General features: G+C 69.4%; 14 protein-coding genes and 2 pseudogenes. 9 read left to right on the top strand and 7 right to left on the bottom strand.

The features are described from left to right. Window positions 1-121: 121 nt before the first annotated feature. Entirely contained in the window at window positions 122-346 is a 225-nt protein-coding gene (locus tag ACTG9Q_RS32710) for a hypothetical protein (RefSeq protein WP_455576821.1), read from the bottom strand. A gap of 374 nt (window positions 347-720) precedes the next feature. Continuing rightward, window positions 721-1,644 carry a transposase family protein gene (locus tag ACTG9Q_RS32705; RefSeq protein ID WP_455576820.1) on the bottom strand — a complete coding sequence of 308 codons (924 nt, stop codon included), beginning with the start codon at window positions 1,642-1,644 and terminating at the stop codon, window positions 721-723. A gap of 101 nt (window positions 1,645-1,745) precedes the next feature. Between ACTG9Q_RS32705 and ACTG9Q_RS32700 the strand changes: the two genes are divergently transcribed. Together ACTG9Q_RS32700 and ACTG9Q_RS32695 are read left to right on the top strand one after the other, a co-directional pair. Next, complete coding sequence (locus ACTG9Q_RS32700; RefSeq protein ID WP_455576819.1) at window positions 1,746-2,933, top strand: sugar ABC transporter substrate-binding protein; 1,188 nt, start codon at window positions 1,746-1,748, stop codon at window positions 2,931-2,933. Window positions 2,934-3,072: 139 nt separating this feature from the next. Beyond that, window positions 3,073-3,249, top strand: a complete 177-nt coding sequence (locus tag ACTG9Q_RS32695) for an SbtR family transcriptional regulator (RefSeq protein WP_455576818.1) — start codon at window positions 3,073-3,075, stop codon at window positions 3,247-3,249. Here ACTG9Q_RS32695 and ACTG9Q_RS32690 read toward each other — a convergent pair. Beyond that, a complete protein-coding gene (locus ACTG9Q_RS32690) occupies window positions 3,209-3,457 on the bottom strand; it encodes a hypothetical protein (RefSeq protein ID WP_455576817.1) in 249 nt (82 codons plus the stop codon). The genes ACTG9Q_RS32695 and ACTG9Q_RS32690 overlap by 41 nt on opposite strands. Window positions 3,458-3,683: 226 nt before the next feature. On the opposite strand from ACTG9Q_RS32690, the gene ACTG9Q_RS32685 reads away from it, so the two are divergent. Continuing rightward, on the top strand, window positions 3,684-3,836 hold the full coding sequence (locus ACTG9Q_RS32685) for a hypothetical protein (protein WP_455576816.1): 153 nt from the start codon (window positions 3,684-3,686) through the stop codon (window positions 3,834-3,836). 57 nt (window positions 3,837-3,893) lie between these two features. On the opposite strand, the gene ACTG9Q_RS32680 is transcribed toward ACTG9Q_RS32685, so the two are convergent. Continuing rightward, window positions 3,894-4,127, bottom strand: coding sequence for a hypothetical protein (locus ACTG9Q_RS32680; RefSeq protein WP_455576815.1), 234 nt, complete (start codon window positions 4,125-4,127; stop codon window positions 3,894-3,896). A gap of 204 nt (window positions 4,128-4,331) precedes the next feature. Here ACTG9Q_RS32680 and ACTG9Q_RS32675 point away from each other — a divergent pair, with 204 nt between their 5' ends. Further along, window positions 4,332-5,102: a hypothetical protein gene (locus tag ACTG9Q_RS32675; protein ID WP_455576814.1), complete on the top strand. Its 771-nt coding sequence runs from the start codon at window positions 4,332-4,334 to the stop codon at window positions 5,100-5,102. Window positions 5,103-5,162: 60 nt separating this feature from the next. Here ACTG9Q_RS32675 and ACTG9Q_RS32670 read toward each other — a convergent pair whose 3' ends face one another. Beyond that, window positions 5,163-7,139 (bottom strand): serine hydrolase, encoded by a 1,977-nt coding sequence (locus ACTG9Q_RS32670; protein WP_455576813.1) that lies wholly within the window; start codon window positions 7,137-7,139, stop codon window positions 5,163-5,165. A gap of 191 nt (window positions 7,140-7,330) precedes the next feature. Between ACTG9Q_RS32670 and ACTG9Q_RS32665 the strand changes: the two are divergent. From ACTG9Q_RS32665 to ACTG9Q_RS32655, 3 genes and pseudogenes are all read left to right on the top strand, one after another. Further along, window positions 7,331-7,456: pseudogene (locus tag ACTG9Q_RS32665) on the top strand (type I restriction endonuclease subunit M); the annotation flags it as partial. Window positions 7,457-7,532: 76 nt separating this feature from the next. Further along, window positions 7,533-7,835, top strand: coding sequence for a transposase (locus tag ACTG9Q_RS32660; protein WP_455576812.1), 303 nt, complete (start codon window positions 7,533-7,535; stop codon window positions 7,833-7,835). Next, entirely contained in the window at window positions 7,832-8,722 is an 891-nt protein-coding gene (locus ACTG9Q_RS32655) for an IS3 family transposase (RefSeq protein WP_455576811.1), read from the top strand. The genes ACTG9Q_RS32660 and ACTG9Q_RS32655 overlap by 4 nt, the downstream gene beginning before the upstream one ends. A 7-nt stretch (window positions 8,723-8,729) precedes the next feature. Here ACTG9Q_RS32655 and ACTG9Q_RS32650 read toward each other — a convergent pair whose 3' ends face one another. Further along, entirely contained in the window at window positions 8,730-8,948 is a 219-nt protein-coding gene (locus ACTG9Q_RS32650; protein WP_455576810.1) for a helix-turn-helix domain-containing protein, read from the bottom strand. Between the two features lie 426 nt (window positions 8,949-9,374). On the opposite strand from ACTG9Q_RS32650, the gene ACTG9Q_RS32645 reads away from it, so the two are divergent. Both ACTG9Q_RS32645 and ACTG9Q_RS32640 read left to right on the top strand, forming a co-directional pair. Further along, a complete protein-coding gene (locus ACTG9Q_RS32645) occupies window positions 9,375-10,838 on the top strand; it encodes a PP2C family protein-serine/threonine phosphatase (RefSeq protein ID WP_455576809.1) in 1,464 nt (487 codons plus the stop codon). Next, window positions 10,835-11,194: an STAS domain-containing protein gene (locus ACTG9Q_RS32640; protein WP_455576808.1), complete on the top strand. Its 360-nt coding sequence runs from the start codon at window positions 10,835-10,837 to the stop codon at window positions 11,192-11,194. Before ACTG9Q_RS32645 ends, ACTG9Q_RS32640 begins: the two co-directional genes overlap by 4 nt. Window positions 11,195-11,548: 354 nt before the next feature. Here ACTG9Q_RS32640 and ACTG9Q_RS32635 read toward each other — a convergent pair. Continuing rightward, window positions 11,549-11,717 (bottom strand): annotated as a pseudogene (locus tag ACTG9Q_RS32635) (IS982 family transposase); the annotation flags it as partial.

The raw sequence follows: 11,717 nt of genomic DNA, 5'->3' as shown, positions 1-11,717 counted from the left end.
ACGCCGCCTTCCTGACCACCGCCGTCGGCAGGCTCGTCCTCGCCGAACGACCCGACCTCGCCGCGCGCGTGAGATCGCGGCCGCTGACGGCGCTCACCCCATACACAATCACCTCGTGGCCTCAAGGAAGGCGCGGGTCCCCGCCGATGGCGTCGTACCCGGGCACCGCGGCCCCGTTGAACTCCCGGTGGGTGTACCGGATGCCGGTGCCGACGATGTAGGCGCGCACGTTCGACCCGGTGTTGGCGTAGTGGTACCGCGAGTCCACCGGGCGCGACCGCTGGTCGAGCCGGTCCAGGCCCCAGGACGGCGGGTTGACCTGCACGCCCTGCGCCTGCGCGCCCACCGCCGCCGGGGGGCGGCCGCACCAGGTCCGATCAGCGATGCTCCCGCTGCGCCGGATCGCTGATCAGCAGGCCCACCCACGGCGCGGCGCCGCCGCTGCCCGGTCTCCGGGTTGTCGTGCCCGGATGGTGGCCAACTCGGCGTGCCGACAGATGTTCCACTGCGCCATTGGGGTGGATCTGCGGGAAGACACCCAGTTCCCGGCGACAGACCGCTCGACGAAACCGAGTCCCTCCGCGCGGGTGCCCCCTGCTCGGTCAAAGATCCCGAGGATCGGCGCGTGAATAACATGCCGGTTCACTCTGATGGTTCCGCTGCTAACGACCTCGTGCATGGTTGGGTCGGGCAGACGGTGGTGTGGTTGAGCGTGCCGGGCTACCGCGCTGTTGGTTCGATGCGGTCTCTGTGTTGGTGGTCGGAGAGCAGTCCGGCCACGGCTCGGACGGTGTGGTCGAAGGTCGCTCGGCGGGCGAGGTGGCGGGCCGGGGATCGCCAGTTCTTCAGGTGGGCGATGCCGTGTTCGACGCGGATCCGCCGTGATGAGTGGGTTTTGTGTTGTGCGGCGTGGTGTTGCTCGTACCAGGTTGGCGGGTTCTTGCGGAACTTGCGGTGCGGCGGCGTCACCACCGCGCCACCGGTCTCGGCTCCGAGGCCTTGGTAGCCGGCGTCGGCGAGGATTTCGACACTGTCCGCGGCTGCGAGCAGACCGGTCAGTCCGCTGTCGCGGGCTTGGGTGATGTCGGCGACGGAGCCGGGCACGGTGGCGCCGCAGAACAGGATCCTGCCCCGCGGGTCGGTGATGACCATGGTCTTGATCGCGTTCTGCCTGCTCTTGCCCGAGACGAACCGGTCCCGATCGACTGTGTCCGCCGCGGGTCGCCGGACCCGGACCTCGGTGGCGTCGAGGATCGCGCCCCTGCCGCCGGCGCCGAGATGGTCGACGACCTCGGCCAGAGTCCGCAGCCGCCTGCCGTCATCGACTCGACACCCGCGCTCGGCCAGCAGTGGCCGGATCTCGTTGATGCCCCGTGTGATGGTCGAGCGGTCCACGCCGAACCAGGCGCCCAGCACATCATGGGTGACACCGTGACGAAGATGCACCAGGGTCGCCAGCAGCCGGTCAACGAACACCAGCCGGTACTTCGCGCCCGCACCCGGCGCGCGCAGGCGAGACCGGGCAGCCAACCGCGCGTCCTGACACGCCTGCCACACCGGCCCCACCTCCGCCACCAAGACGGCAAGAACCTCAGCCGACAACCCAGTCACCCGACAGTTCGACAACACGGCCACACGACCCACACCAAGATCATCCCAGCCGCCCGACCCAACCATGCACGAGGTCGTTAGGCCGATCGGGAAACGTCGGCTGCGCGCTCTCCACGCTGTGGGACCATCGCGACGTGCGCGGCGACAGGACGTCGAACGAGGCGAGCGTGCGGGCGGTCGAGCCGTCCTCGCGCTTGTCCGTGATGCAGGCGGGCCGCGACATCCGGATCGTCTACCAGCGCGGCCCGCGCCTATGGTCGCGTGTGGGGGCAGTGACGCTTTTTGGTGGGGCCGCGGTCTTTGGAGGGCTCGCGCTCCTGTACCGCTGGCCGCTGGTCCCGGCCGTGCTCGCGTGGGTGGCTGCACCGGTCGCGGTGGCGGTCAGCGCCGTGGTGGAATCGCTGCGCGCGCGGGGCAAGCGGGTTTTCCTGGTGACCTCGGCGTTCCGGCAGAAGTACTGGCTTGCCGGGCTGGTGCACAACCTGCAGAGGGTACTGGACCGCAACGGGCTCGACATGGTGCTCAAGACGCCCGACCGCGACTACGACACCGCCGCGCAGGCCCACCATCTCAGGCGCTTGGTTCAGTCCCGGCGCGGATACGCCGGCGGGTTTGTGGTTGCATCCGACGCGCACCGGATGCGAACGGAACTGGTCGAGTTCTGCGCCGAGGTGCGCGTGCCGATCGTCTTCGTCGACGTGGACCCGTTCGATGACGCGGCCCCGTATCCCTCCAACGCGGCATTCGTCGGCTACCGCCCCGCCGACCTGGGCACGATGGCAGGCCACTGGCTGGCCGACCACTTTGCCCGACGCCGCATCCGGTCGCCCCGCGTGCTCATCGTGGCCGGCCAAGGGCTCCCCGAACGGCAGGGATGCTGCGCCGACGTCCTGCGCGTCCGCGTGAGCGGGGTGTCCATCCTGGTGGACGACAGCTGCGCGTTCCAGCGGACCCGCGCCCAGAAAGTCGTGCAGACTCACGTCCTCGAACTGGAGACCCGCAAAGGTCGGCTCGATGCGGTGTTCTGCACAAACGACGAGATGGCGCTCGGCGCGGTGGACGCCTTGCACGCCGCCGACTCGCCCAGAACGAAGCACACCGTGGTCGTCGGCATCGATGGGATACCCGAGGCCATCACGCTGATCGACAGTGGGATCAGCCCATTGCGCGCCACCGTCGTCCAAGACTCACACCTCCTCGCCGAGAGCGCCATCCACGTGCTGACCCGGCTGCGCCGCGGGCAGACCGTCGCACCCCGGACCGTTCTGCGGCCCGAACTGCACCAGGCGGCCCGATCGCGCGAGAACCGCCCCTCGGCCTGAGGCACATACAAACCCCCAGATCGCGCTGCGCCTTTGGCTGGGTCGCTGCACCGACTTCATGACGGCCAAGCACGGCATGGCCGACGCCTTCGCATAGTCCTCGCCTCCGGCGACAACCCGATCGTGCCCAGGCGCGACATTGTGCTCGACGCCCCTCGGCAAGCTGGTCGCGGCGTGCGGCCCCGAGCTGCGGCCCGATGTCGACGGGCTCGACATCCTGACCGTGCTCAGCGGGATTTCACTGGCCACCAGTGACGCCGAGCAGACCGCCCGGCTCATCGACCTCGTGCTGGACGGGCTGCGAGCACCGAGATGATCTCCGCGCTGTCGGCCTCGAAAGCGAGCACCACGCACTCGATCACCCTCTCCGCCTGGTACCAGCCGCGCTGAGCGTCGCCGGGATCTCCGGTGTAGTCGTAGTTGATGTAGTAGTCCAGGCTGTCAGCGGCATCGACCATATCCACTCGGCGCAACGCCTTCTCCGGATTCAGCCTGGTCACCGACACCGGCTGGGCAGGCTGCACCTCAGCCTCCTCCGAAGAGGAGGCCGCCCGCAGGATGGAGGTGTACTTGCCGCCGGTGACGCGGACCTGTGCGCGGGCCCGGCGGGCGGGGGGGGTGGTTCTTGGGCATCGCTGCTGGTCTTCCCGGACATCCCGCGCCTGCCGGCGGCACGTGCGGACCAGGACCGTGGGCCCCAGGAGACCTTGACCGCTACCGCCATACCGGGCGCGGGCCGGGGAGGCGTCGGTGAGCGGCGTGCACGTCCAGCCGCAGAGCATCACGATAGCGGACCACGCCACCGACAGACGCTCGACGGCGCCGGAGATGGAGAACCGAGCGGCCGCCGCGGTCAGGGCACAGGGTGATACCGGCGACGTCTACCTCGGCGATGCACCATGATCGGTGTCGTGAACCCGGTACCGAGGGACGACGACGCCCGCTCGGTGAACAACTCCGTCACCGGAGAAACGTTCGGCTCGATCGTTCAAGCCCGCGATATCCGGCGGTATCGCGTTCCACCAGCCCGTTCACGAGCTGCGGCTCGTCGAGCTCCCGCTTCGGTTCGGCCGGGTGCCGCGTGCGGAAGGCTTCGTCGGCCGGGAGGTCGGCGTGAACTTTGCGCGGGCCCTGGACGGGACCGGCGCGGCGGTCCTCACCTCCGACGCCAATGACGTAGCAGCCGGTGGTCAACTCGAGCGCTGTCCGAGAGCCGAGGGTGTCGCCATGGGCTTCTGATCCGCTCCACCACCACCAGCCGCTCCCAGTAGACCCGAGTGGGTGATATGACTGCGCAGTGGACGATCATGCCGCCGACCAAGCCGAAACGCGCGAGACCGAGGCAGGCACGACGACGGTGACCGGTGGTGGCAGCGCGGCAGTCGCACGTGGCGGTGGTTGGCCGAGAACCTGCCCGAGGGCGTGGCGCTGCCGGGCGCGGACGTGCGGCTGTTCCACTGGAGCGGGATGAACAGCCTCACGGAGCGGCTGGCGGCGAGCAACCGACTGCTCGCTGTGCTCTTCGCCTTGGAGCGCGAAGGCCGCGGCTACCACCTCATCGGCCACAGCCACGGCGGCTCGGTGATCTGGGAGGCGCTGACCACCGCGCACCTGATGCACGAGAACAAGACCGTCTACAGCGCGGTGAAGCCCTACCTCCGCGCGCGCAGGATGATCCCGGAGAGGACGCCGGTGCGGCGCCGCCGGATGACCCTCGACGGGCTCGGCAGCGATTACCAGCGGATGGCGCCGAGCCTGCCGCTGACCGGGCTGCGGAGCTGGACCACGGTCGGCACGCCGTTCCTGACCCATCTGCCCAAGCGCAGGCCCAGGGTCGGCGGGTGGCCGGACCGCGACTACTCGCTCAGGCGACCCCATGCGACGAACAAGTGGACCGACAGCGCGCTCGATGCGCTGTCGCTCATACTCGGTATCGCCTGCATGGTGGGCACCGTGCTCCCGTTCGGCTACCGCGAGAAGACCTTGGAGACCCGCGTCGTGCCCGCCGACGCCCTCGGGCCTTACCTCGCGGCTGGCCGGGTTGATGTCCTTGCTCACCGGTTCGGCTGGCGACCACCAACGGGAGGCATGTGCTTCGTAGTTCGCTGCCAGGCCACGAGGCTGCAGGGTGACTATCTGTGTGACCTCTTCAGGTCGGAAGCCTGCTGATCATTCGCATCGCCGATCGCGCTCGTAGCCGGTGTGCGACGTGCGGCACCGAGTTCGGGGTCAGCAGGCGCCGGCGCCGGGTGGGCAGCTGACGGAACTGATGGCGGTGGCGAGTTCGGTGATGAACGCTCGCCACTGGTCGTCGTCGATGCCGTCGGTGGTGTTGAAGATGATGGCCCAGTCCTTGTTGTCCGGACGGGAGCCGGCTTCGCTGCGGGTGCCAGGCATGAGGCCGGAACGTGCGGAGCCGGGCCAGCGTGGGCCGACACCCCAGGCGGCGAAGCGGTTGATGAGGCCGACCACGGCCGGTGCCGTGGCGACGAGACCACCGCTGGCATCGACCGACTCGACCGGAAAGTGGCCATAGGCGGTCGGTACCGGGGTATCCGACCAGGGATCCCAAGCGCTGGTGTCGACGGCTGCGCAGTGGTAGAGGACCTCGGTGGGAAAGCGTCCGGCCTGGAGGGTTCTTCCGGTCAGGACGTCGTTCGGGTAGCCGAGCTGGGTCAGCACGGCCTGGCGTAGGTAGACCGGGAAGGACAGGCCGGTCACCTGCTCGACCACCAACCCGAGCAAAATGTAGCCGAAGTTGGAGTAACGGTCCACTTCGGACACATCGCCGGGAGCTCCCGGGGTGTACTGGAGCGGTTCGCCGTACATGTACCGGGCGACATCACGTTTGCTTGCCCGGCCCGGCAGGCCGAGTTCGCGGGCGATGCGGCGGAACGAGTCGGCCGGGTCGTAGGTCGTGCGGCGAACCCAACCCGCGGTGTGGTCGAGTAACTGCAGGACGGTGATGTCGTCGATGCGCGGATCCTTGACCTGGCTGGGCAGTGCCACCGAGGTGATGCCGAGCAGCGGGAACACCCGGGCCGAGGTGCGTAGGGCCCCGGAGGTGACCAGCGTGTAGATCGCCGCGCTGGTGAACGCCTTGCTGACGCTGGCCAGGCGCATCAGGCTGGTCGGCTGCGTAATGGGATAGCCCGGCTCGGCCCAGGTGTAGCCGGCCGAGGCCATCATGCGGTTGGGGCCCCGGACCGCGAGCACCCCGGCGTAGATTCCGTTGCGTTGCATGAAGGTGCGCACCGTCCGGTGGATCGACTGGGTGGGATCGCCGACTGCGGTGATCTGGGTCCACCGGCGATTGATCGGCAGGTCCGTGGCGGCGAACACCGCAGACAGCCGCAGATCCGGACGGGTGCCGCTACCCTGCACCGAGATCGGCATCCGCCCGGCGAGCAGTTCCGCATCGAAATCGGCCTGGTATTCCGCGCTGGTCCGGCGGTGGCGCGCGGTCCAGGCGCCCACCGAGTCGCCGCTGAAGATCGCCGCGTACTGGTGCCCGTCATTGGCGTCGACGATCCGCGGGCGCAACCCGGCGGCGAGGTAGGCGTCGAACCACACCTGGTGGGCGTCCGCGTCGCCGGTCCCGTGCGCCACCCACCGGGTACCGGTCGTGTTCGCCACCCAGATCCCGGCATAGCGCCGGTCGTCCGCGCCGGCTCCGTACACGGTGAGCCCGATCGGCAGGTGGTCGTTGTCCCTGGCCCACCGGTTCATCGCGGCCAGCGTGCCCGGATGGTTGTCCGGGCCGTCAACGAGCCCGTCCCGCGCCTGCCAACCCGGCACCGTCGAGCTCTCGAAGACCGCCGCGAACACCACGTCCGAACCGCTGCCGGTGGCGCTCACCGCGAGCGGCCGCAATCCCTGCGCCACCAACTGATCGAACCGTCCCTGGTACTCCGCGTCCGGCACGCCGTGAAACGCCGCCCACGCCGGTCCGGCACGCTGCACCCACACCGCCGCGTACAGCGGCGGACTGCCGTACGCGCTCACCGAGATCATCCGATACCCCAACGGCGACAGCTCATCGAACCTCGCCTGATGATCCTGTGCCGAAAGACCGTGATAAGCCACGAACGGGAAATCCGCCGCCACCGCCCGCGCCCGCGGCAACAACCCAGGAAACGCCACTCCAGCGCCGAACAGAACCGCCCCACCGAGCAGATTACGTCGGCCGATCAACCGTCGCCCCACCACATCAGTGTCCCAACGACCACCAACCCGAGCCATAGCCCAACCAGCCCTGACCATCCCCCCGTTGGAAGGACACCGCGCGGGTGCAGTGGGGTGGGCGCCGACAGCACTCACGTCGGCAGAGGCGGACGTTCGGCGGTGCTTGGTGGATCGCGGTGGCTTGCTGACGGGATGGCAGGCTGGTGGCTGTGATGGATGATCTTGCCAAGGAGTATCTGCACGGTGATCTACGAGAGATCCGCGAGACGATGCTCTGGAAGCTGGACGGGCTCGGCGACTATGATGTCCGGCGTCCGCTGACCTCGACGGGGACCAACTGGGCCTGCCCCGTTCTGACGGACATCCGAGATCAGGGGACGCGAGTCCTCGGAAGGATGTCCCATCATGGAGTCCATGGGCAGGAAGAAGCGGCGGCCTCGCCGGTCGTTCACTCCGGAGTTCAAGGCCGAGATCGTCGAGTTGTGCCGGCGGGGTGACCGGTCGGCCGGTCAGGTCGCGAGGGACTTCGACCTGACCGAGACAGCGGTGCGGCAGTGGGTCGTGCAGGCCGAGCGCGACGCCGGGACCCGCGTCGACGGGTTGACCACCGACGAGCGCGAGGAGCTGCTCCGGCTGCGGCGGGAGAACCGCCGCCTGGCCGAGGATGTGGAGATCCTCAAGCGTGCCACGGCTTTCTTCGCGAACGAGACCCGGTGAACCTCTACCCGTTCATCGAGGCGGAGCAAGCGGGCGGCGGCAACGTCCATCGGGCGTGCACGCTGCTGAAGGTCTCCCGAGCCGCCTACTACGCCCACCGCGGCGCCCGTCCTTCCTCCCGTGCCCGGCAGGACGCCGAGTTGACCGCGCGGGTGGTCGCGATTCACGACGAGTCGCGCGGCACCTATGGTGCACCACGGGTGCACGCCGAACTTCGGACCCGAGGGTGGCGACATTCCCGCAAGCGTGTCGCCCGACTGTTGCGCGAGGCGGGCCGGGCCGGGCGCGCGCCGAAGCGATGGCGCACCACCACCGTTCCCGATCCCGCCGCGACCGTCCCACCGGACCTGATCCGACGCGATTTCTCCTGCGCCGCAGGCGAAATCGACACCAGGTGGTGCGGCGACATCACCTACATCCACACCTGGGAAGGGTGGCTCCACCTGGCCACCGTGATCGACATCGCCTCACGTCGAGTAGTCGGCTGGGCCACCGCCGACCACCTACGCACCGACCTCGTCGCCCAAGCCCTCGACAACGCCGTACGACACCGCCGCCCCGAACCCGGCGTGATCTTCCACGCCGACCGCGGCTGCCAATACACCTCCCACCAATTCGGCACCCTCGCCGAGGACATGGATGTGCGGTTATCGGTGGGACGCAAGGGCCAGTGTTGGGACAACGCCGTCGCGGAGTCGTTCTTCGCCACCATCAAGACCGAACTACTCGACCGGCAGCCCTGGCCCACCAGGACCCAGGCGCACAAGGCAATCTTCGAGTACATCGAGGGCTGGTACAACACCCGCCGCCTGCACTCCAGCCTCGGCTACCTCAGCCCCACCACCTACGAAACAACCCACCACCACCCGCTGGAACAGGTAGCCTGACCACACCTCATCGACCCTGTCCGTCAAAACGGGTCAACCCCACGAACAGCGTGCCCCGATCCCGCGGACCGATCAGCTCAGCAGGCCCGGGACGCCCCCTGCGAGTCGCCAGGCCGCCACGACCATCCCGCCGGTAGGCACGCCACCACGTGCCCACCGACCGTTCGGAGACCCCGAACACCTCCGCCGCCAGCGACAACCGATGCGCACCCTCAACCTCGACCACAAGAGATCAACCTACAGGAAGACGATCACTTTCGTCTCAATATCTAGTCCAGCTGAAGTTGTCGGTGTCCGGAGCTAGTTGTCGGTGGTGGTGGCGGTGTCCGGAGGTACTTGTCGGGCCGATGAGGCGGCGCCCGCGCCGCCCGAGAGAATGCCGCCGTGCCGACGCTTGATCACCTGCCCGGGGAACGACCCGACCCGCGCGTCGGGTTCTATCCCGGCAACCCGCTGCGCACCCCTCGCTGACCTGGCACACGTTGACCTCGTCACCGACAAACCACCGCCGGGCGCGGCGCCCGCCTTCGCCGGTGGTGTTGCCGGGATTGGCCCGACCGGTACGGTCGTCCTGCGGGCGCGGACCGGGTCGGCCGGCGGTGCGCGACGCTCGCGAACAAGGGCGAGAAGTCTCAAAGGCGGAGGTTTCGGGGTGGGCGCACGGCCGGAGGGGGCTTGGACCCCGATCGTGGTGCCGGGCGGGCGGGACGCCTCGCCGCTGGCGGTCGAGGCAGCGCGGATTGAGGCGGTGCGCCGCTACGACATCCTCGACACCCCGCCCGACGGGGCGTTCGACCGGGTCGCGCGGCTGGCGGCCCGCTGGTTCGACGTGCCGGTCGCGACGATCACGATCGTCGATGAGGACCGGATCTGGTTCAAGGCCGCGCACGGCCTGGACGGGGTCACCCAGATCGGGCGCGACCTGGGCCTGTGCGGATCGGCGATCCTGGCCGACGACACCTACGTGGTCACCGACGCCGTCAGCGACCCCCGCGCGTGCGATAACCCGCTGGTTACCGGCGAGCTGGGGGTGCGGTTCTACGCCGCCGCGCCGATCACCACCGCCGACGGGCATCGGCTGGGCACCGTGAACGTGATCGACACCCGCCCGCGGGAGATCGACCAGGCGGGGATGGACACGCTGCGCGACCTGGCCGCGGTGGTGCTAGACGAGTTGGAGCTGCGGCTGTCGGCGATGCAGCGGCTGCGGCTGGAACGCGAGCTGCGCGAGCAGGCAGAACGCGACCGCGCCGAGATCGAGTCCTTCGCTGGCACCCTGCAACGCAGCCTCGTCCCACCAGCACTGCCCCACGTGCCCGGCCTGGAGTCGGCGGCGCTCTACCGCACCGCTTCGGCGCGCGAGGTGGGCGGGGACTTCTACGACCTGTTCCCGTTGACCGGCGGCCGGTGGGCGGTGACGTTGGGCGACGTGTGCGGCAAGGGCGCCCCGGCCGCGTCACTCACCTCATTCATCCGCTACACCCTGCGCGCGCTGGCCGCCCACCACGACGACCCCGTGCAGGTGCTGGCTGAGCTGAACGCAGCGATGATCGCCGAGCAGAGCCTGGACGCACTGCCCAAGTTCTGCACCGTGCTGTTCGCCGTGCTCACTCCGCCGCCCCCCGGGGATCCGGGCGATCCAGCCGCCAGCGCGGCCGGGGCGGGGTTCGAGGTGACCGTGGCCTCCGGCGGACATCCGCCGCCGTTCCTGCTGCCCGCCGCAGGCGGGGCCATACCGTTCCCGGTCCCACCGGGGACGCTGGTGGGGATGCTGCCCGACGTGCCGTTCGCCACCGGTACCCGGCGCCTGGGCCCCGGGGACGCCCTGGTGCTCTACACCGACGGCCTCACCGAGGCCCGCACCCACGCCGGCGAGGAGTTCGGCGAGGACGGTCTGCAGAGCTTCCTAGCCGGCCACACCGGATGCCGCGCCGCGGAGCTGACCGACCGAATCGGCGCCCTGCTGGACCGCTTCGCCCCCGACCGGGCCGACGACGTCGCGGTGCTTGTCCTGGTCGTGCCACCCGACTCCGGCCGGACCGACAGCCCACCACTGGCCTGCGCCGCCACCACCGTCCGGGACGCCGCCACGGACGGCAAGGAGGAGGACCGGTGAGCACCCCGCCTCTCGTCACCGTCGTCCTGACCACCACCGACCGCGACCGGGTCGTCATCGGCCTGCACGGCGAGATCGACCACGCCACCGCCGCCCGGGTGCACGACGACGTCCTGACCCTGGTCGACAGCGCCCCGGACACCGGCACCCGAGGGGTGCACGTGCTGCTGGACTTCTCGCACGTCCGGTTCTGCGACTCCTCCGGCATGAGCGCCCTGCTGGGCATCTGGCGACGCCTGCACGCCCACGGCGGCACCCTGACCGTCGCCGCCCTGCCTGCCAACATCGCCAAGGCCCTGCGCATCGGCGGCCTGGACCAGATCATCCCCGTCCTCGCGGCCGACACCCCGGCGTGAGAACCCCTCCCCCAGGCGCGGGCCGCCCGCAGACCAACGGCCGCGCTGGGGAGAGAAGGCAACACCGGCGCGTTCCCCGTCACGTCCGGAGCGCGCTGCGCGAGAGCGAGACCGTCTCCCCGGGCACCCGCTGGCACGGTGACGGCCTGTAGGTGACCCGTTCGCCACAGGTTCATCGACCAGATTGACACAAACCTGCCGGCAACGGGCAGCACACGTCAGGAAGTCCCGGGCTCATCCCGGCGCGTGATCTCCCAGCACACCAACATCAAACTTCACAATGTCGCCACGACCTTAGGTCCGGACAACTTCCCCAGCGCACGTCCGCACCTAGATGATTAATGCGTATGTCGGTCAGTGGTCGTAGGCGGTCAGGGATCGGGTGATGGGTTGTCCGGTTGCGCGGTTGTGCCAGATGGCGGCGGTCAGGGCGAGGAGTCGTTGGGCGATGCGGACTCCGACGCCGTCGATGGTGCGCCCGCCGTGTTGCTCGAGGTTCAGTTGGCCTTTGAGGGTGTCGTTG

This window comes from Actinokineospora lacus (assembly GCF_053813445.1).
This window is presented reverse-complemented; position numbering and strand designations above follow the sequence as displayed.